The 20172-nt window shown below is 55.9% G+C and carries 25 protein-coding genes; 5 read left to right on the top strand and 20 right to left on the bottom strand.

Annotation, left to right across the window (positions count from 1 at the left end):
• The first annotated feature begins 4 nt into the window (after positions 1-4).
• From yihA to BM320_RS00245, 4 genes are all read left to right on the top strand, one after another.
• Positions 5-652: a ribosome biogenesis GTP-binding protein YihA/YsxC gene (yihA, locus tag BM320_RS00260; RefSeq protein WP_090194914.1), complete on the top strand. Its 648-nt coding sequence runs from the start codon at positions 5-7 to the stop codon at positions 650-652.
• A gap of 17 nt (positions 653-669) precedes the next feature.
• Entirely contained in the window at positions 670-1527 is an 858-nt protein-coding gene (argB, locus tag BM320_RS00255) for an acetylglutamate kinase (RefSeq protein WP_207496825.1), read from the top strand.
• Positions 1528-1596: 69 nt separating this feature from the next.
• Positions 1597-2115, top strand: a complete 519-nt coding sequence (locus BM320_RS00250) for a hypothetical protein (protein WP_090194909.1) — start codon at positions 1597-1599, stop codon at positions 2113-2115.
• Between the two features lie 22 nt (positions 2116-2137).
• Entirely contained in the window at positions 2138-2662 is a 525-nt protein-coding gene (locus BM320_RS00245) for a SixA phosphatase family protein (RefSeq protein ID WP_090194906.1), read from the top strand.
• A gap of 57 nt (positions 2663-2719) precedes the next feature.
• Here BM320_RS00245 and BM320_RS00240 read toward each other — a convergent pair whose 3' ends face one another.
• From BM320_RS00240 to rplO, 17 genes are all read right to left on the bottom strand, one after another.
• Entirely contained in the window at positions 2720-3511 is a 792-nt protein-coding gene (locus BM320_RS00240) for an amino acid ABC transporter ATP-binding protein (RefSeq protein WP_090194903.1), read from the bottom strand.
• Between the two features lie 12 nt (positions 3512-3523).
• Entirely contained in the window at positions 3524-4831 is a 1308-nt protein-coding gene (locus BM320_RS00235) for an amino acid ABC transporter permease (protein ID WP_090194900.1), read from the bottom strand.
• Between the two features lies 1 nt (position 4832).
• The gene (locus tag BM320_RS00230) at positions 4833-6110 is read right to left on the bottom strand and encodes an amino acid ABC transporter permease (protein WP_090194897.1); all 1278 of its coding nucleotides are present in this window, start codon (positions 6108-6110) and stop codon (positions 4833-4835) included.
• Positions 6111-6261: 151 nt separating this feature from the next.
• On the bottom strand, positions 6262-7281 hold the full coding sequence (locus tag BM320_RS00225; RefSeq protein ID WP_090194893.1) for an amino acid ABC transporter substrate-binding protein: 1020 nt from the start codon (positions 7279-7281) through the stop codon (positions 6262-6264).
• 217 nt (positions 7282-7498) lie between these two features.
• A complete protein-coding gene (locus tag BM320_RS00220; RefSeq protein WP_090194892.1) occupies positions 7499-8209 on the bottom strand; it encodes an ATP12 family chaperone protein in 711 nt (236 codons plus the stop codon).
• 1 nt (position 8210) lies between these two features.
• A complete protein-coding gene (locus BM320_RS00215; RefSeq protein ID WP_090194889.1) occupies positions 8211-8876 on the bottom strand; it encodes an HAD-IA family hydrolase in 666 nt (221 codons plus the stop codon).
• A complete protein-coding gene (locus tag BM320_RS00210; RefSeq protein ID WP_090194886.1) occupies positions 8869-9921 on the bottom strand; it encodes an RluA family pseudouridine synthase in 1053 nt (350 codons plus the stop codon). The genes BM320_RS00215 and BM320_RS00210 overlap by 8 nt, the downstream gene beginning before the upstream one ends.
• Positions 9918-10268 carry a fluoride efflux transporter CrcB gene (gene crcB / locus BM320_RS00205; protein WP_090194884.1) on the bottom strand — a complete coding sequence of 117 codons (351 nt, stop codon included), beginning with the start codon at positions 10266-10268 and terminating at the stop codon, positions 9918-9920. Before crcB ends, BM320_RS00210 begins: the two co-directional genes overlap by 4 nt.
• The gene (locus tag BM320_RS00200) at positions 10265-11572 is read right to left on the bottom strand and encodes a replication-associated recombination protein A (RefSeq protein WP_090194881.1); all 1308 of its coding nucleotides are present in this window, start codon (positions 11570-11572) and stop codon (positions 10265-10267) included. Before BM320_RS00200 ends, crcB begins: the two co-directional genes overlap by 4 nt.
• A gap of 2 nt (positions 11573-11574) precedes the next feature.
• Positions 11575-11931, bottom strand: a complete 357-nt coding sequence (locus BM320_RS00195) for a hypothetical protein (RefSeq protein ID WP_131802219.1) — start codon at positions 11929-11931, stop codon at positions 11575-11577.
• 154 nt (positions 11932-12085) lie between these two features.
• A complete protein-coding gene (gene rplQ / locus BM320_RS00190) occupies positions 12086-12505 on the bottom strand; it encodes a 50S ribosomal protein L17 (RefSeq protein WP_090194876.1) in 420 nt (139 codons plus the stop codon).
• A 132-nt stretch (positions 12506-12637) separates the two neighbouring features.
• The gene (locus BM320_RS00185; protein WP_165614960.1) at positions 12638-13654 is read right to left on the bottom strand and encodes a DNA-directed RNA polymerase subunit alpha; all 1017 of its coding nucleotides are present in this window, start codon (positions 13652-13654) and stop codon (positions 12638-12640) included.
• A 114-nt stretch (positions 13655-13768) separates the two neighbouring features.
• On the bottom strand, positions 13769-14158 hold the full coding sequence (gene rpsK / locus BM320_RS00180; RefSeq protein WP_090194871.1) for a 30S ribosomal protein S11: 390 nt from the start codon (positions 14156-14158) through the stop codon (positions 13769-13771).
• A 13-nt stretch (positions 14159-14171) separates the two neighbouring features.
• Positions 14172-14540, bottom strand: a complete 369-nt coding sequence (rpsM, locus tag BM320_RS00175; protein WP_090200183.1) for a 30S ribosomal protein S13 — start codon at positions 14538-14540, stop codon at positions 14172-14174.
• Between the two features lie 221 nt (positions 14541-14761).
• Positions 14762-15337, bottom strand: coding sequence for an adenylate kinase (locus BM320_RS00170; RefSeq protein ID WP_090194867.1), 576 nt, complete (start codon positions 15335-15337; stop codon positions 14762-14764).
• Positions 15334-16671, bottom strand: a complete 1338-nt coding sequence (secY, locus tag BM320_RS00165; protein ID WP_090194865.1) for a preprotein translocase subunit SecY — start codon at positions 16669-16671, stop codon at positions 15334-15336. The genes BM320_RS00170 and secY overlap by 4 nt, the downstream gene beginning before the upstream one ends.
• Positions 16672-16796: 125 nt before the next feature.
• Complete coding sequence (gene rplO / locus BM320_RS00160) at positions 16797-17270, bottom strand: 50S ribosomal protein L15 (protein WP_090194862.1); 474 nt, start codon at positions 17268-17270, stop codon at positions 16797-16799.
• A 505-nt stretch (positions 17271-17775) separates the two neighbouring features.
• On the opposite strand from rplO, the gene BM320_RS00155 reads away from it, so the two are divergent.
• Positions 17776-18771, top strand: coding sequence for a glycosyltransferase (locus BM320_RS00155; protein WP_090194859.1), 996 nt, complete (start codon positions 17776-17778; stop codon positions 18769-18771).
• A gap of 14 nt (positions 18772-18785) precedes the next feature.
• Here BM320_RS00155 and BM320_RS00150 read toward each other — a convergent pair whose 3' ends face one another.
• From BM320_RS00150 to rpsE, 3 genes are all read right to left on the bottom strand, one after another.
• Positions 18786-19010, bottom strand: coding sequence for a DUF1127 domain-containing protein (locus BM320_RS00150; RefSeq protein ID WP_242650916.1), 225 nt, complete (start codon positions 19008-19010; stop codon positions 18786-18788).
• Positions 19011-19255: 245 nt separating this feature from the next.
• The gene (gene rpmD, locus BM320_RS00145) at positions 19256-19444 is read right to left on the bottom strand and encodes a 50S ribosomal protein L30 (RefSeq protein ID WP_090194856.1); all 189 of its coding nucleotides are present in this window, start codon (positions 19442-19444) and stop codon (positions 19256-19258) included.
• Between the two features lie 12 nt (positions 19445-19456).
• On the bottom strand, positions 19457-20038 hold the full coding sequence (gene rpsE / locus BM320_RS00140; protein WP_090194853.1) for a 30S ribosomal protein S5: 582 nt from the start codon (positions 20036-20038) through the stop codon (positions 19457-19459).
• Positions 20039-20172 lie beyond the last annotated feature (134 nt).

Genomic DNA, 20172 nt, shown 5'->3' with positions numbered 1-20172 from the left:
TGAGATGGAAATGCGCTTTCCCGAGGTCAAGGCCCCGGAACCCGCAGAACTGGAAACGGGGCGGCTGCTTTTTGCGGGCGAGACCACGTTTGTCAAAGGCGTGGTTGCGATGGACGGGCTGCCACCAGCGGACCGGATGGAGATTTGCTTTGCCGGACGTTCGAACGTGGGCAAGTCATCATTGATCAACGCGCTGACCGGTCGCAAAGGGCTGGCGCGTGCATCCAACACGCCAGGCCGCACACAAGAAATCAACTATTTCACCGCAGGCGACATCTATGTCGTCGATCTGCCCGGATACGGGTTTGCGAATGCCCCTGTTGCGGTTGTCGAAAAGTGGCAGCGTCTGCTGAAAAACTATCTTTCGGGCCGGCCAACTCTGCGCCGCGTCTTTGTATTGATTGATGCGCGCCACGGGGCCAAGGCCGTCGACGAAGAAATCATGTCGCTGCTGGACCGATCCGCGGTGACGTTTCAGGTGATCATGACCAAAGTCGACAAGTTGCGCGGCGACGCGCTCGAAGCTTCGCTTGCGAAAACCCGTGCGGCGTTGGCCAAACACCCCGCCGCATTCCCCGAACTGATCCTGACATCTTCGGAAAAGGGCGACGGCATCCCGACCCTACGCGCAATCATTGCAGGTATATCATGAAAGCAAGGACCCAAGACATGAACCGTGACTGGATCGCAACCGCCCGCACCCTGTCCGAGGCCCTGCCCTATTTGCAGCGCTATTCCGGCGCGATTGTGGTGGTCAAATTTGGCGGCAACGCGATGGGCGATGCGGATGCAATGGCGCAATTCGCACGCGATATCGTGCTGATGAAACAGGTCGGCATGAACCCTGTGGTCGTGCACGGCGGTGGCCCGATGATCAATGAAATGCTGGACAAGCTGGGCATCAAATCCGAATTCATCCGTGGCAAGCGTGTGACCGATCAGGCGACCGTCGAGGTGGTTGAAATGGTTCTGACGGGTCTTGTGAACAAACGCATCGTGCAAGCAATCATGGATGAAGGCGGGCGCGCGGTTGGTCTGTCTGGCAAAGACGACGACCTGATGGTTGCCGAGGCCGACGATCCGGAACTGGGCTTTGTGGGCCGCCCTGTTGAAATGAACGTGCAGGTGCTGCGCGATCTGTTTACCGCAGGCATTATTCCGGTCGTCGCCCCTGTTGCGACAGGCATGGATTTTCTGGAAACATTTAACGTCAACGGTGACACCGCAGCCGGTGCGATTGCGGGCGCTCTCAAGGCCGACCGCCTGTTGCTGCTGACAGATGTATCCGGCGTGAAAGACGCCGATGGCAACGTTGTCACACAGCTTTCCCCCGACCAGGTGCGCGATATGATTGCCCAGGGCACCATCGCCGGCGGCATGATCCCCAAAACGGAAACTGCGCTTGATGCATTGGAAAAAGGTGTGCGCGCGGTGGTGATCCTTGACGGGCGCCTGCCGAATGCAAGCCTGCTTGAGCTGTTTACCGAACATGGGGCCGGATCGATCATCCGCTACGAAAAGCCATGAAAACCTGACTTTGGGTCGTGTTGGCGGCGTGGTATCATTGTCTTGAAATAGTATAATTCTGGAGCCGCCATGACACGTTTTTCAATGACTGTCTGCCTTGCCGCGACACTGTTTTCAGCGCCAGCACATGCCGCTGTCGACGACTGCATGGTCGGCACATGGATCGCCGATCTGCGTGATATTGCCGATATGATGTCGGTTCAGATGCAAGGCACCGCAACGCCCACCAATGGCGAGGTATCAATGGAAATCCTGCCCGACGGGATGTTTACGCTGCTTGCTGACGACATGACCCTAAGCATCGCGATTCCGGATATCCCGGTGATGAGCGTCAAGGTCGTGGGCTATAGCGCGGGACGGATTGATGCGGCTGACAACGCCTTTATCGCCGCTGTGGATGACTATACGCTTGTCGGATCGGCGGATGTCTTGGGGCAAACAATGGAAATCCCGTTCGATTCAGCCACCGGAATGGGTGGCGGCGGGATTGGCTGGTTTGAATGCACGGCGGACACTCTGCGGTTCGAAGCAACAGCTGGCGGTGAGGTGAACCCGAACCAAATGCCGCGCCTGTGGCATCGCCGCTAACACATATTTTGGAACGCCCCCTATGACATTGCGTTTGATCCTGATCCGCCACGCGAAATCCAACTGGGATGATCCTTTTTCGGATGATCATGCGCGGGTGTTGAACGCGCGCGGGCTGGCCTCGGCCACAGCGATTGGCGCATGGATGGCCGACAAGGGCTATCAACCCGACGAGATCCTTTGCTCAGACGCGCGCAGGACCGCACAGACAGCCGATCTGATTATCGCGGCCCTGCCTGCGCCGCCGAAGCTGCGCCTGATGCACGCGCTCTACCACGCGGCCCCTGACACGCTGATGGACACCATCCACCGCGAGAGCGTGACGACAGTCGCCCTAATCGGGCATAATCCGGGGATCGGGATGTTGGCGAATATGTTGGTCGACACAGCACCCGACCACGCAAGGTTCACGGGCTACCCGACCTGCGCCACCACGGTGATTGATTTCAACATCCCCGACTGGGCGGCCATGCAACGCCACAGTGGCACCTGCGTCGATTTCATCGTGCCACGCGATCTGATTGGGACGACGGGCGGGGCGGCCTAGAAACCTGCCACCACCCCAAAAGCAAAAAGCCCCGAGGTTTCCCTCGGGGCTTTGTTTTTAGTGGCCGATGATCTGGCTGAGGAACAGTTGCGTCCGTTCCGATTGCGGGTTGTTAAAGAACTCGGTCGGTTCGTTTTGTTCAACGATCTGACCTTGGTCCATAAAGATGACCCGGTTCGCCACCGCTTGGGCAAAGCCCATTTCGTGGGTCACGCAAAGCATGGTCATGCCTTCTTCGGCCAGCTCGATCATTGTATCCAGCACCTCTTTGATCATTTCGGGATCAAGCGCTGATGTCGGCTCATCGAACAGCATGATGCGTGGCTTCATGCACAATGAACGCGCAATCGCCACACGCTGCTGCTGACCACCTGACAACATGCCAGGGTATTTGTTGGCCTGCTCGGGGATCTTCACCTTTTCAAGGAAGTGCATCGCGATTTCTTCGGCTTCTTTCTTGGGCGTGTTACGGACCCAGATAGGTGCCAGCGTGCAGTTTTCCAAAATCGTCAGATGCGGGAACAGGTTGAAGTGCTGAAAGCACATGCCAACCTCTGACCGGATCTTGTCGATGTTTTTCAGATCGGATGATAGTTCGGTCCCGTCCACGATGATGTCACCGGCTTGGTGTTCTTCAAGCCGGTTGATGCAACGGATCAGGGTCGATTTGCCGGACCCTGACGGGCCACAGATAACAATCCGCTCACCGCGTTGCACGGTCAGGTCAATGTCACGGAGCACGTGGAAGGTGCCGTACCATTTGTTCATGTTGCGGATTTCGATCGCGACCTCATCCGAGACCTGCATGTGGCTACGATCAACGGTGCGTTCTTGTGTGAGTTCAACCATTGTCAGGTCTCCTTAGCGGTGTTCACGCTGGAGTTTTTTCTCCAGGTAAAGTGAGTAACGGCCCATGCTGAAGCAAGAGATGAAGAACATGATGCCAATAAAGAGGAAGAGTTCCCAGTAGATGCCGTTCCATTCGGTCGTGGCACGGATCGCGCTGGCAATGCCAAGCGGATCGAACAGACCAATGAACACAACCAGCGTTGTATCTTTGAACAGCCCGATAAAGGTGTTCACGATTCCCGGGATCGAGATTTTCAGCGCCTGCGGCAAGATAATCAGCTGCATGGACTGCCAGTAGTTCAGACCAAGGCTGTCTGCGCCTTCGTACTGTCCTTTTGGCAATGCGGCCAGACCGCCACGGATCACCTCGGCGATGTAAGCCGATGCAAACAGGGTCACCATGATGATCACGCGCAGGGTCAGGTCAAAGCTGCTGCCTGGTGGCAAGAAGTAGTTCAGCAGCAATTGCGCTGTGAACAGCCACACGATCAACGGGATGCCACGGATGACTTCGATAAAGACAACCGCGCAGGTTTTGATGATGAACAGGTCGGACCGGCGCGCCAGCGCCAGCAAAATCCCCAAAGGCAGCGAAATCACAATCGCCGAAAGCCCGATCACAATGGATAGCATAAAGCCACCAAATGACCGCGACGGCACAAATTCGATGCCCAGCGGAATGACACTATCCAGCCCAGATGCAATTGGACCGGCAAGATAAAGCCAGAACAACAAAGGCAGGACAATCGCGCCGATAATCGCCGCAAGCGCGCTGACATTTTCGTCAAGCAATTTATGCGCAACGACGCCAACACCAAACCCGAGCGCGATGCTGACAGGGAACCAGATGGACCCGCCCCATAGCAGCCAGAAGCAAAGCAAAGGTGCAGCCAAAGTCACGATATAAAGCTTGCGCGGCAGCGACGGGAACATCACCGGCGAAATCCCGACAAGGAAAACTACCAAGGCCAAGATCGGCCGCCAGTATAGCTCGGACGGGTAGTAGCCGAACACCAGCTGGTGCCAGCGCGCAGAAATCACGCCAAAACAGGCCGCCGAATGATGACCATCGCCGGTTGCCGCAATGATTTCGCGACATTCGGTCAGCGATTCCGCATCCCAAATCCCGTTCAGCAGCCACGGTCCAACATGGCTAACCACGACGTAGATCGCATAAAGCGACAGGATCGTCAGGAAAGCATTCATGGGAGACGAGAACAGGTTCTCGCGTACCCAGCGCACCGGCCCGACTTCGGATGTTGGCGGGGCCTTTTGGCCCAGCATTTCCTTGCGAACGTAAGTAACAGGAGTATCTGACATCTTAGCGCTCCGCGAGTTGAGTTGAACGGTTGTAGTAGTTCATGCCGCCAGAAATCAGCAGTGACAGGGCAAGATAGAAAGCACCCATCAATAGCATCCCTTCAAGCTCGCGGCCCGTTTGGTTGATGGTGATACCGCCAAGCGTGGCGCGCACATCCATGTAACCCACGGCAATCGCAAGAGACGAGTTTTTGGTCAGGTTCAGGAACTGCGAAATCAGCGGTGGAATGATCACCCGCAACGCCTGCGGCAGAATCACAAGGTTCATCGTGCGGTTCGGACGCAAGCCCAGTGCTGCGGCCGCCTCTGACTGGCCTTTGGATACGGCCAGAATACCGGCGCGCACGATTTCCGCGATAAATGCACCCGTATACAGCGACAAAGCCACCCAAAGCGCGATCAAGGAATTCCGCAGATGCGTGCCTTCGGTAAAGTTGAAGCCTTTCAGGTAGGGCGTCACAATTTGTGCACCCAAAGCAAAAAGAACGATGCCGACGGGGACAAAGAACAAGCCCATCAGCTGATACCATGTTTTGGGGCGTTCGCCCGTTGCGTGCTGAATTTTGTCAGCACGCATGCGCACAAACCGCATCGCAATCAGGCTAAGCGCAAACGTCCCCAAGACCAGCAACCAATCGGCACCGCCCGATGCCACAGGCGTTGCGCCTTCGATCGGGGCAACAGCTTCTTCGCCGCTGATGGAATTTGTAAAGCCGATACGCGGAATCCAGATCCCGCGGTTTGTGACAGCAACGCTATCGCCAAGGATCATGCTCGTGGTCGCATCTTCTCCGCGGAAATCGCGCGGCTGCGGCATGCTTTCGGACATCACCGCGCCGATCAGCAAGATCCAGATCAGCAGCGGCACGTTGCGGAAACCTTCGACGTAGACCGCCATCAGGCGGCTGACGACCCAGTTTTTGGACAGGCGCAGCACGCCAACGAAAACCCCGATCACCAGTGCGGAAACGCAGCCCATGAAGGCCACAAGCAGCGTGTTCAGAATACCGACCATTGCTGCACGCCCGTGCGACATCTGGTTGTTATATTCGATCAGCGTCTGGTTAATGTCATAGCCTGCGGCACTGCTAAGGAACCCGAAATTAAAGTCCTTACCCAATGCGTTCAGGTTGTTCACGGTGTTATTTACCAGCCACCACAGCGCGCCAACAATCAGCACAAGCGCGATGACCTGAATGGTGATTGAGCGATAGCGTGTATCGTAAATAAGCTGGCTTAGCCGAAACCCCGGCTTCGGCGGGTCGGTCAACGTCGACATGAATTTATCTCCCGGTGCGCCCCGATATCAGTCACGCGCGCGCCGGTTGATCCGACTGTCTTCGCGTGCAGGGTGCGCAATTTTTATTGAGCGTGATCGCCATTTTGGGAAAGGGCCCGGTTTTACCCGAGCCCCTCACCGTTTTCAGATCCTAGCGGAAAGGTGGAGAGTAGATCAGACCACCATCAGTCCACTGTGCGTTCAGGCCACGGGCCAGAGCGATTGCAGTGTTTTCACCGATGTTGTTTTCAAACAGCTCACCGTAGTTGCCGCCAGCCATGATGGCTTTTTTCGCCCAGTCAGCTTCCAGACCCAGCATCGCGCCCAGTTCACCTTCGGTGCCAAGCAGACGGTTGATTTCTGGGTTGTTGCCTGGCTCCATTGACAGTTCCGCAGCGTTTGCAGCAGTCACGCCCAGCTCTTCAGCTGTGATCAGCGCGTTCAATGTCCAGCGTGCGATATCACCCCATTCGTTGTCGCCGTGGCGAACAAGCGGGCCGAGTGGCTCTTTTGAGATGATTTCTGGCAGCAGAACGTGGTCGCCTGGGTTTTCAAACGTCGCACGTGTCGCAGCAAGACCTGATGCGTCAGTTGTGTAAACGTCACAAGCACCGGCAAGGTACTGCTGTTGGCCTTCAGCGTTTGTTTCAATCGGCACTGGCTCGTAGCTGATGCCGTTTGTGCGGAAGTAATCAGCAAGGTTCAGCTCTGTTGTTGTACCGGTTTGGATACAAACAGTCGCGCCGTCCAGTTCTGTCGCTGATGTCACGCCAAGCGCTTTGGGGACAAGGAAGCCTTGGCCGTCATAGTAGTTTACGCCAACAAATTCGAACTTCAGGTCAACGTCACGGCTCATTGTCCATGTTGTGTTCCGAGCAAGAAGGTCGATTTCGCCAGATGCAAGCGCAGTGAAACGTGTTTGGCCAGTTGTTGGCACGAACTCAACTGCGTCCGGGTCGCCAAGAACGGCAGCTGCAACAGCGCGGCAAACGCCAACGTCAAAGCCCTGCCAGTTACCATCAGCGTCCGGTGCGGCAAAGCCGACAAGACCAGTTGTCACGCCGCAGTTCAGCGAGCCACGTGCTTTCACGTCGTCAAGTGTCGCCGCAGAAGCCGCGCCAGCAACCAAGCCAGCTACAGTCAGCGCGCCGAAGAATACGGTTTTTTTCATTTTTACCTCTTCCTGAGTTTCCGCCCCAACATTGAGGGCGGTCTTTTTATCCCGCCCTGACGGACGGTGTGATGAATAAGAAGGCTTGCACCTTCTCAATCTGGGTAGATTGTGCGGAATCGGTTATTAACGTCAAGACTAACATACGGAAAACTCTCTATTGATACGGGCAAAAGGGCGGTTTTCTCAAATATTTGCGTATCTGCAGGACAATTCCCTAGCTGCGCGAAAGCTTGTAAAACCGTGCCGCATCCAAAAATGCGGTGCGTTTGATCGCCTCGTTGTCGGCAGCTTCTTCATCCGCGCCCCATTGTTCGATTTGCCAATGTTCATCAACGCGCGAGACAAGCCAGGCGGTATCGGGCTCAACCTTACCGCGAACGACCGCAAGCCCGAGAATCAGCGACCCTGAAATACTGATAAGGTCATGGGCAGCGGCCAGTGCAAATTCATCAAAGGCGCATACTTCGGCGCGCAGCACCGCCAGCGCGTCAGGGTCTTGGGCGACATGCATCACGCCTTGCCCGACAGCAAGCCGCGCACCCAATGTCGCGGCGGCCCATTCCAGCATCGGATCCCAAGCGGCGGCCTGCCGCGCGATTAACATATCCGGTCCGGCGGCGCGGTAGCACAGCAAATCACTATCGCCATATTCCGCCAGCATCTCGGCGACCTCGGCGTGCTGTGTGCGCACCTTGTCAATGGCGGCATTTGCACCGCGGGTGATGGGCATCGTCGCCGGATCAAGCGTTTCGCCCTGCGCGTCCCATTCGGCGGCAATGGCTTCGGCCATTGGCATTGTCGGCACGATCAACGTGGCTTTGGCGGGGGTTTTCACGCTGCGGCTGTCCAGTTCAACGGTGAACCCGCCTTCACAGGTTGTTGCCGTCGCTGTTTTCCAGAACCGCTTTGGTTTCCAATCGCTCATCTTATTGTCCTACAAGTCTGTCTACGGCACCGGGCAAGGCGCCAAATTCGGTGATCAGGATATCGGGCTGCAACTGATCGGCTGCGTGATAGCCCCATGAAACCCCGATATTTGCGATGCCCGCGGCGCGGGCCATATCCATGTCAAAAGTCGTATCACCCACCATGACGGCGCGCGCCCTATCAACGCCCAATTCACCCATCGCCGTCAGGATCATCGAAGGGTTCGGCTTGGACGGGTGGTGATCGGCGACCTGCTCGCTATGGAAAAATCCCTGCAGCGCGTGGCGTTCCAACAGCTTGTCGAGCCCGCGCCGCGATTTGCCCGTCGCGACTGCCAACAACGTGTTGTCTTGGCCCGCAAGCATATCCAGCACGGCGCGCGCGCCAGGATAAAGCGGGCCGTGATCCGCATTTTGCGCCCGCTGGGTGCTGAATGCGTCCTTATAACCAGCAACCAGTCGGGCTTGGGTCCCTGTGTCGGCGTCAGGGCAAAGCCGTGCAAACGCCACGTCAAGCGACAGTCCCACAATCGCAAGTACTGCTTCGCGCGACGGCATAGCCCGTTTTTCAGCGTCAAACGCATGGGTCATCGCGGCCAGAATTTCCGCCTGACTATCGACCAGCGTGCCGTCTACGTCGAATATGACAAGGCGCAGATCAGGCATCAGGCATATTGAACGGATCAATCGGCGCATGGCCGACAACCCAACCGACATAGTCCCAAGTATTCTGCATATGCTCGGGCAAAGGTGCGGTGATATGCAATGTGGCACCCGTGGCAGGGTGTTCGATCGTCAGGGACCGCGCGTGCAAATGCATCTTGCGGCCAATTTCCGACCCCATGCCAGCGCCCCAACCATCGCCAAGGTTTTCCTGGCCAGAGCCGCCATATTTCCCGTCACCGATAATCGGATGCCCGATCTCGGCCATATGCGCGCGCAGCTGGTGGGTGCGGCCTGTGATTGGCACCAACGCACACCAAGACGCGCGCGATGCCAGCGTGTCCATCACGGCGTAATCGGATGTCGCGCGCTTGGCGCCTTCGGTTGTTTCGACCTCACGCGGATGCACGCAGCGCATCTTTTCATTGTCACCGCCACGACCCCCGCCCGATTTCACCAGCCCATACTTGATCGTCGCCGCGCGCGGATGCGGAACACCTGCAACAGCCGCCCAATAAATCTTGCGGGTCTCGCGGTGCTTGAGGTTTTCGGTCAATTGCTTGGCCATCATGCGGGTCCGCGCAAGCAGCAAAACGCCCGATGTATCTTTGTCCAAACGGTGCACAAGGCGCGGTTTTTCGTCATAGCCAAAGGTCAATGCCTCGGCCAACCCATCGACATGGCGGGTCGTATTTGTGCCGCCCTGCGTGGCCAGTCCGTGCGGTTTGTTGATCGCAATAATGTGGTCGTCCTTATAGATCACACAGGCCTGAATCATCTTGGCATCGGCTTTGGTCACACCTTGGCGGGCCAATGACCGCAGCGCATTTGCCTCGTCCTCGGTGGGCAGCGGCGGGATGCGAATCTTTTGACCAACCTCAAGACGCGTGTTTGATTTCACGCGACCACCGTCGACGCGCAATTCGCCTTTGCGGCACATCTTTTCGATGCGCCCTTGGGTCACATGCGGAAACAGGCGGCGCATGTAGCGGTCAAGCCGCTGGTCACCGTCATCGGGGCCGATTGTCCGTGTTTGTACGCCGCTCATAGGGCACCTTTCGCAATCCAAAGGCCGACAGCGCAAGCCGCCAGCGATAATAGAACCGTGCCCATAACATATCCACCGGCCGCCGCCAGCCTTCCGGCCTCTAGCAGACGCATGGTATCCAGTGAAAACGCCGAAAAAGTGGTAAAGCCACCCAGAATTCCGGTGATCAGGAACGGTTGCCATGCTGTCAGCCCCTTGGACTGGGTCAGGGCATAGATCAGCCCGATCAAAAGTGAACCGATAACATTGACGGTGAATGTCCCCATCGGAAAGGCAACAGACAGCCCCACCAGATAGCGCGCCACCGCACCAATCGCACCACCAAGCGCCACCATTCCCAAAATCATGACCTGTTCCTTTTCGCGCGCAGCCCCGCAAAGTAATCGACGCGCTTTTTCAACTCGCGCTCAAACCCGCGGTCAACCGGTTGGTAATAGACACCGCGCTTCATCCCGTCGGGGAAATAGTTTTGGCCGGAAAACGCGTCTTCGGCGTCGTGGTCATAGGCATAGCCCGCGCCAAAACCCTGATCTTTCATCATCTTTGTCGGCGCATTGATGATATGGCTCGGGGGTGGCGTTGATCCGGTTTGTTTCGCGGCCACCACGGCGGCCTTATAGGCAACATAGGCTGCGTTCGATTTCGGGGCCAAGGCGACATAGACAAGCGCCTGTGCCAGCGCCAGTTCACCTTCGGGGCTGCCGATCCGTTCATAAGTGTCCCACGATTGCAAACACACGGCCTGCGCTTGCGGGTCGGCAAGCCCGACTTCCTCGACGGCCATGCGGGTGATCCGGCGCGCCAAATATCGCGGGTCCTCGCCCCCAGCCAGCATACGCGCAAACCAATAAAGCGCTGCATCAGGATCAGACCCGCGCACGGATTTATGCAGCGCGCTGATCAGGTTGTAATGTTCCTCGCCCGATTTGTCGTATTTCGCAGCACGTTTCATCAGACGTTTGGTCAGATCATCGGTGGTTAGCTTGCTATCCACCTTCCACGCCACCACCTGTTCAATCAGGTTCAAAAGCGCGCGCCCGTCGCCATCGGCCATTTCAAGCAATGCTTCGCGGGCATGCCCATCAAGTGGCAAAGCGCGGTTCAAATCTTTCTCGGCCCGCTGCGCAAGGCGTTCCAGATCAGCCAGATCAAGCCGCGTGAGGATCAGAACCTGCGAGCGGCTGAGTACCGCGGCGTTTAATTCAAAGCTGGGGTTTTCAGTCGTGGCCCCCACCAAAAGAATGGTGCCATCTTCCATATAGGGCAAAAACCCGTCTTGCTGGGCTTTGTTGAAACGGTGGATTTCGTCCACAAACAGCAACGTGCCCTTGCCGTTTTGACGGCGCATTTTGGCGGCTTCAAACACCTTACGCAGGTCCGGTACGCCCGTAAAAATCGCGGATATCTGCACGAAATGCAGGTCCGTCTCATCGGCCAGCAGCCGCGCAATCGTGGTTTTACCAACGCCGGGAGGACCCCAAAAAATAAGCGACGACAACGACCCCGACGCAAGCATCGTCCCCAAAGGCGCATCCGGCCCAAGCACCTGTTCTTGCCCAATGACATCGGACAAACGTTTGGGGCGCAAACGATCCGCCAAAGGACGCCGACCATTGTCTTTGTCAGGCATTGTTGCGAATAGGTCAGCCATTGTCAGGTTGGTTTCACTTTGCGTTTCATAAATTTCAAACCAGACCAATCTGGATCAATCGCGCAGACCTTAACATCAACCCAGCCCAGCGGTAGCACATGGGTGCGCAAATCGTCTTCGGTGACGCCGCTATGCAGCTTGGATGATTTCTTTGCCCAACTGAACCAGAGCATGCCACCCGGCTGCAGATGCGAAATGCAAAGCCGCGCCTGTGGCGCAATCATATCCTCATCGCGGATAAATACATGCGCAGCCGCGACAGGGGGCTGGTCAGGTGCGCAGATGCCGCTTTGAAATTGCACCGCTTCGGCCCCGGCCAACAAAGCGCGGTAATTATCAGGCGCATCGAGTACAAGCACGGTCGTTCCGGGCTTAAATCCCAGTTTTATGGGCAGCGGCGTGCCCGAATATCCAGCGGTTGCAGTCATGACTTGAATGTAGCGTGATCCCACAAAAGCGAAAGCCCCGCATTTCTGCGAGGCCTCTCTTTACTCCGACGAAACGCGGGGGAACTTAATCCTCTGCGTTCTCGTATTCAGCAAGGCGTGCTTTATCAGCAGAACCTTTGGCGTCGACATCACGGTCGACGAATTCGATGATCGCCATTGGCGCCATGTCGCCGTAGCGGAAGCCGGCTTTCATGATGCGGATGTAGCCACCCTGACGGTCTTGGTACCGTGGGCCCAAGATTTCGAACAGTTTCGCTGTGTGTGCTTCTTGCTTGAGACGCGCATTTGCTTGACGACGGGCGTGCAGGTCGCCGCGTTTTGCAAGCGTGATCAGCTTTTCAGTGATCCGGCGCAGTTCTTTTGCTTTTGGCAATGTTGTTTTGATTTGCTCATGTTCAATGAGCGAGCCAGCCATGTTCGCGAACAGCGCTTTGCGGTGTTCATGTGTGCGGTTCAGGCGGCGGTATCCACGTGCGTGACGCATTTGATGGTCTCCTAGATTTATACTTTGTCCAACGGTCTGATGCGTGCCAGCCGTATTATTGGGGCAGAATTGCCCAGATGTTCCCCGCCTTTGCGGGCATTTGCGGATGGGCCCGAAGGCCCACCCAAATTCTTAGAACTGATCTTCGAACTTTTTCGCCAGATCTTCGATGTTGTCTGGTGGCCAGTCCTCTACGTCCATGCCAAGGTGCAGACCCATGCCTGACAGCACTTCTTTGATTTCGTTCAAAGATTTGCGGCCAAAGTTAGGTGTACGCAGCATTTCTGCTTCGGTTTTCTGGATCAGATCGCCGATATAAACGATGTTGTCGTTTTTCAGGCAGTTTGCAGAGCGGACAGACAGTTCCAGCTCGTCCACTTTCTTAAGCAGAAGCGGGTTGAACTCGAGACCGTCATCGTCTTGGCCAGCAGATGCTGATTCAGGCTCGTCGAAGTTGACGAAGATCGACAATTGGTCTTGCAGGATGCGCGCCGCATAAGCAACCGCGTCATCAGGCGTGATAGAACCGTCTGTTTCGACTTTCATTGTCAGCTTGTCATAGTCCAGAACCTGACCTTCGCGGGTCGGTTGCACGTCGTAGCTGACTTTTTTCACGGGGCTATAGATCGCATCGATCGCAATCATACCGATTGGCGCGTCTTCCGGCTTGTTCTTGTCGGCAGCAACATAGCCCTTACCGGTATTCACGGTCAGTTCCATGAAAAGATCAGCGCCGTCATCAAGGTGACAAATCACGTGGTCTTTGTTCAGCACTTCGATCCCGGCAGTTTCCGAGATGTCAGCCGCAGTCACAACGCCAGGCCCTTTGGCTTGAACGGACAAACGCTTGGGGCCTTCGACTTCCATACGGATGGCGACGCCCTTGAGGTTCAATACGATGTCGGTGACGTCTTCGCGGACACCTGACACAGATGAAAATTCGTGCAGAACGTTGTCGATCTGAACGGCAGTGATCGCGGCACCTTGCAGCGATGACATCAGGATACGGCGCAATGCGTTGCCCAAAGTCAGACCAAAGCCACGCTCAAGCGGTTCAGCAATCACAGTTGCCTGACGCATTGGGTCGTTGCCCGGCTTCACTTCCAATTGAGTTGGCTTGATCAACTCAGCCCAGTTCTTGTGGATCATGTGTCCCTCCATTCCTGTTTGCCTTCATGTCCGAAAGGCAAACGCCCGAGGATTCAAAATGACGAATTGGGGCCGCGCAAAAACATGCACGACCCCAAAGCGTTTGGGTGAAAATTAGACGCGGCGGCGCTTTGGTGGGCGGCAGCCGTTGTGGGCCATTGGTGTCACGTCACGGATCGATGTGATGTTGAAACCAGCAGCAGCCAAAGCGCGCAATGCGCTTTCACGGCCAGAACCAGGACCCTGCACTTCGACTTCAAGCGTTTTCACGCCGTGATCTTGTGCTTTTTTGCCCGCATCCTCAGCCGCCATTTGGGCAGCATAAGGTGTCGACTTACGTGACCCTTTAAAGCCCATTGTGCCAGCAGACGACCAAGAGATCGCGTTGCCCTGCACATCGGAGATGAGGATTTTTGTGTTGTTGAAAGAAGAGTTCACGTGAGCAACGCCTGCGGCGATGTTCTTGGAGACCTTCTTTTTGGTGCGTTTGGTATCGCGTGCCATCTGTCAGATCCCCTTATTTCTTCTTACCAGCAATGGCCTTTGCAGGGCCTTTGCGTGTACGTGCGTTTGTTGATGTACGCTGCCCGCGAACAGGCAGGTTACGACGGTGACGCAGGCCACGGTAGCAACCAAGGTCCATCAGACGCTTGATGTTCATCTGTGTCTCGCGACGCAGGTCACCTTCAACGGTCAGGTTCGCGTCGATGTATTCGCGGATCGCGAGCACTTCGGCGTCTGACAATTCGTTGACGCGACGGGCGCGGTCAATTTTGACAGCTTCACAGATTTCTTCAGATTTGGCTGGGCCAATTCCGGTGATATAGGTCAGGGCGATTGGAACCCGCTTTGCAGTCGGGATGTTTACGCCGGCAATACGTGCCACGTGTGCAATTCCTTTTGGTTGCGGGTCCGTCATTCCAGACCCTTTTTTCACAACGCAAGCCCGCAGCGATTGCCCGGGCTTAAGTCATATCGAGGTGGTTGATGGCGTTTCGGGGGCGACCCGTTAACCATCCGTTGATTCCCTTGCGGGATGGCGCTGTTTAGGGGGGAAAACACATAGGGTCAACCCACCTGAACTGCGCCGATTGATTTTCGCGAAATCTACGCGAGCGCCTTCGCAATGCTTGCGGCAACATCATCCATGCTGGCAAGACCATCCACAGATTTCAGGTCGCCTTTGGCGTAGTAGTAGCCGATCAGCGGGCTGGTCTGTTTGTAGTAGGCCACAAGACGGACGCGCAGTGCTTCTTCGTTGTCGTCGGCGCGGACGGGTTCGCCTGCTGCGCGGGCTTCCTCGGCGCGATTGACGATCCGGTGAACCAGCACCTCATCGTCGACGCGCAGTTCAATGACCGCGTCAAGGCTCTGTCCCATCTCGGACAAAAGCGCATCCAGCGCATCAGCCTGCGTCAAGGTACGTGGGAAGCCGTCAAAGATGAAACCGCCTTCGGCACCGTTTTCCAATTGTTCGCGGATCAGGCCGATCACGATCTCATCGGTGACAAGATTGCCTGCATCCATCACGGCTGCAACTTTCTTGCCCATTTCAGTTCCGCTGGTCCGCGCGGCGCGCAGCATGTCACCTGTGCTAAGCTGCACCATGTTCCGTTCGGCCACAAGTTTCTGTGCTTGTGTCCCTTTGCCCGCTCCGGGCGGTCCCAGCAGAATAATGTTCATCGGCGTGATGGTCCCTTACGTTTGTTGGCACTGCGCTTGCCGCGCAGCTGTGACTTCTCGATCAGGCCTTCATATTGGTGCGCGACGAGATGCGATTGGATTTGCTGGATTGTATCCATACCGACCGATACGATGATCAGCACAGATGTCCCACCAAAGTAGAATGGCACCGAAAGCTGTGCGCGGATAATTTCAGGCAGCAGCGCCACAAGCGCCAGATAGCCAGACCCAAGCACAAGAATGCGGGTGACAACATAATCCAGATACTCAGCAGTCTTTTTACCGGGGCGAATGCCGGGCACAAAACCGTTTTGGTTTTTCAGGTTGTCCGCAACTTCATCGGTCTTGAACGCAACTTCACGGGTATAGAAATACGTGAAAAAGATGATCATACCGCCAAAGAAAATCAGATAAAGCGGCTGGCCGGGGCCAAACAATGCCAGAATAGTTGACATAATCGGGCCAGAGGCGCCGCCAAACGTGCTGATCGTCGTCGGCAACAGCAACAAGGCAGAGGCAAAGATCGCGGGGATCACGCCAGCGGGGTTGACCTTGATCGGCAGGTGGCTGGAAGAGCCGTCAAACACCTTCATGCCGCGTTGCTGGCGCGGGTACTGGATGTGGATCTTGCGCAGCGAGCGTTCCATGAACACGACAAACAGCAGAACCAATCCAACCATGACGAGAATGCCGATAATGGTCAGCGGGCTGATGGTGCCAGACCGGCCTTGGGCCAAGAACTGCGCCAAGGCGGCGGGGATTTCAGCAATAATGCCGACAAAGATGATCAGCGAAATACCGTTGCCGATACCGCGTGCGGTGATCTGTTCACCAATCCACATCAGCAGCATGGTGCCGCCAACGATCGTGATAATGCAGGAAGCACGGAAGAACAGGCCCGGATCATGGGCAAAACCGCCGGCTTCAAGGCCGACAGACAGGCCATAAGCCTGCGCAGTGGCAAGGAACACCGTGCCGTAGCGGGTGTATTGGGTCAACTTGCGGCGGCCCTGCTCGCCCTCTTTCTTGAGGTTCTTGAGCGGCTCCCACATGGAACCAAGCAACTGCATCACAATCGACGCCGAGATATAAGGCATAATGCCAAGGGTAAAGATCGCCATGCGCGACAGCGCGCCACCGGTGAACATCGACAGAATGCCGCCAATGCCGGTCGCCGCCTGATCCATAAACTCGCGCAATGCGCCCGAATCGATGCCAGGGACGGGAATATAGGTGCCAAGACGGTAAACCATCAGCATCCCAATGGTGAATAGAATGCGCTGGCGTAGTTCGGTCGCTTTGCCGAACGCGCTCCAACTTATGTTGGATGCCATTTGCTCTGCTGCAGAAGCCATTTCGTGTCTCTTTTCATGCTAAACGCCGCCAAACGGGTTCCCGTTGGCGGCGTTTGGGAAAACTTGAATGGATATGTAAGCAACGTTTCCGTTGCTCACAAGTCTTACTCGGCCGCGGCGACTGTTGCGACGGTCAGTGAACCGCCTGCTTTTGCGACAGCTTCAACAGCACCAGCAGAGGCGCCAGTGACGATGATCGTTGCTTTTGCGGTGAAGTCACCTTTTGCAAGAACGCGGATACCGTCTTTTTTGCGACGTACCAGACCAGACGCAATCAGCGCATCTTCGGTGATGTCTGCTTTGATGTCGATCTTGCCTTCGTCGATGAATTTCTGGATCAGGCCAAGGTTAACAACAGAGAATGCCTTGCGGTTCGGCTTGTTAAAGCCACGCTTTGGCAGACGTTGGTAAATCGGCATTTGGCCGCCTTCAAAGCCTTTGATCGCCACACCAGAGCGTGACTTTTGACCTTTGATACCACGGCCAGCGGTTTTACCCATGCCGGAACCAGGACCACGGCCAACGCGTTTTTTACGCTGTGTTGCGCCTTCGTTATCGCGAAGTTCGTTCAGTTTCATGTCGCTTCTCCTTTTGCCGGAACTGACCCCCAGCGACGGGAGCGGTCAAACACGGCGTTACAATTGAGTCGGGCCAATAGCACCGACCAGCGGGATATAGACCGGCGCGGCCCACAGGGTCAAGAAGCGACAACAAATGCGGACAACATGTCACAAGTAATGATGCAGCTTAACTGACCATTGTGGTTGAACTCGGCGTTGAAGGCGCAATTCACGATATGCTACACGCGTCCGGCATAAACGCTTTCCCGGCCAGAATTCATTGCAGGGAAAGCCATGCGGCACAGCAAATGGTTTTTCTTTTTTATGACAACGATTTGCATCGCAACAGGCAGCTATTATCACCCGCATGAAACGCAAATCAGGTTTCATATCGAAAACCTCTTTGGTGGGCATGTCTGTATACTAAATACTAAGCGAAAACCGCAAATCGGCTGACCCTTTTGATCTCGCGCATCATTGTTGGGCGCCCCCGCGACAGCGGGACCGAACATTCGCCGACCGGATGGCAATTCTTTCGTCTAAGCTCAGAAGCCTTACGCTGCACCGCACAACGCGTGTGCCCTATGGCGCGAGACGGCGCGACATCATAGCATTTTTGAACAAGACCCGCCCCGATGTGATCCTTGCCGAGTTTGGCAATGTTGCAATGCGCATTGCGCCTGTGGCAAACCAACTTGGCCTGCCGATCTTTTGCTACTTTCGCGGGGCCGATGCCTCTTCGCAACTTCGCATGCCGTTACGCGCGGCCGCTTACCGCCGTATGATGCCGCGGCTGGACGGGGTGTTTTCGGTCTCGCAATTCCTGCTTGATGAACTTGCCGACAATGGCGCAAGCCATCCCAACAGCCATGTGGTTCCAAGCGGTGTAAACACCGATCTGTTCATGCCGGGCACAAAAAAGCCGGGCAGTATTCTGGCAGTTGGTAGGCTGATCGAAAAAAAGCGACCGGACATCACACTGCGTGCTTTTTGTGAGACCGCAAAGCAGGTGCCTGACATCACACTTGATGTTGTTGGCGATGGACCCATGCGGGAAACCTGTGAAGAAATCGCGCGCGCATATGATATGTGCGACCGCATCACTTTCCACGGCGCCAAACCGCACGGCTACGTCAAAAGCATGCTGGCGCAATCCGAAGTATTTGTGCAGCACTCGGTCCGCGCAAAGAACGGCAGCACCGAAGGTCTGCCAACTGCCATCCAAGAGGCGATGTCATGCGGAATGGCCATCGTGTCAACGCGTCACGCAGGCATTCCAGAGGCAGTTACAGAAGCCGTGAACGGCTATCTTGTCCCCGAAGGTGATGTCGATGGCTATCAACGGGCAATCTTGCGGCTTGCGGTTGATCGTCAACTGGTTCGGGCGATGGCAACAACAAACCGCCAAAAGGCCGTTGATTGCTACGATAACCGCAAGCTGATCAAAATCGTCGAACGTGAAATAATCACCGCGGCAAACGAAAGGCGCCAGCTGATTGCTCAGCGGCGCCCTGGATAGGTTCTAATTGTCGCTTAGTGGTCGCCAAATGCAGCCTTGGTTGCAACAGCGGTGATATCGCCGCGTGCGATGCCAATGTCGGCCAGATCGCGGTCGGTCATGTTTTCAAGCTCTGTAAAAACTTGACGATATACAGCGCGTTGGGCGGCGGCTGCTTTGAAAGCTGCAAAAGCGTTTGCGATCATGCGCAGGACCGAATTGCCAGCTACTGTTTGGATGTTTGCATTCATATATGCCATGTGTCTCTTCCTTCTCGAACGAAGCCCCGTTTGCGCTGCGGTCAGTCGCGGGGCGGTGAATTCCATGACCCATAGATAGGCGGTGAGAGCGCTAACAACAAACGCTGGAATGGAATTGCCGCCATGCAGCACGCGCATGCCGCAGCGCGGCATGCGCGTGCATTGGCCACACCCCAACGCAAAACGCCCCCGGTTTCCCGAGGGCGCTCTAACAATCTCATCGTGATCCGGCGTGCCGGAAAGGCTTAGCCTTTTTCTTCGATGATTTCGACCATATGGCTGATCGAATTGACCATGCCGCGAACCGAAGGTGTATCTTCAAGTTCTTTGGTGCGGTTCATTTTGTTCAGACCCAGACCGATCAGCGTTGCACGCTGTTTTGCGGGGCGACGGATGGGCGAACCCACCTGTTTTACAACAATCGTTTTTGCCATTGTTCAGGTTCCTTACGCGTCTGCTGCTTCAGCGGCGGCAGCAGGTGCTTCGTCACGCTTTGGCAGGATGTCAGCAACCTTTTTGCCACGACGCTGTGCGACGTTGCGTGGGGATTGCTCTTTTGAGAGGCCATTCATAGTGGCGCGGATCATGTTGTACGGGTTTTGTGACCCGATGGATTTGGACACAACGTCCTGTACACCCAACATTTCAAACACCGCACGCATTGGACCACCGGCGATGATCCCGGTACCAACTGGGGCTGTGCGCATAACCACTTTACCGGCGCCGTGACGGCCTTCCATGTCGTGGTGCAATGTCCGGCCGTCGCGCAGGGCAACACGGATCATCTGGCGTTTGGCTTGCTCGGTTGCTTTGCGGATCGCTTCGGGCACTTCTTTTGCTTTGCCTTTACCGAAACCGACGCGGCCTTTTTGGTCGCCAACAACGACAAGTGCTGCGAAACCAAAGCGCTTACCACCTTTTACGGTTTTTGATACGCGGTTGATTGCGACCAGACGGTCTGCAAACTCGGGGGCTTGCTCTTCACGGTTGCGACGGTTGCCGCCCCGGTTGTTATCACGTTCTGCCATATGTGGCGTCCTTTATATCATTCTGGGCTTGCACCCAATTCTCCAATCGCGGTCGCATCAGCGCCGGATCATCGAAGATGGGTGCGAGCACCCATCTTACGGTGGGGGTAAGATGGGTGCTTGCACCCATCTTG

Source organism: Yoonia tamlensis (assembly GCF_900115105.1).
In the GTDB taxonomy this organism is placed as follows: Bacteria; Pseudomonadota; Alphaproteobacteria; order Rhodobacterales; family Rhodobacteraceae; genus Yoonia; species Yoonia tamlensis.
This window is presented reverse-complemented; position numbering and strand designations above follow the sequence as displayed.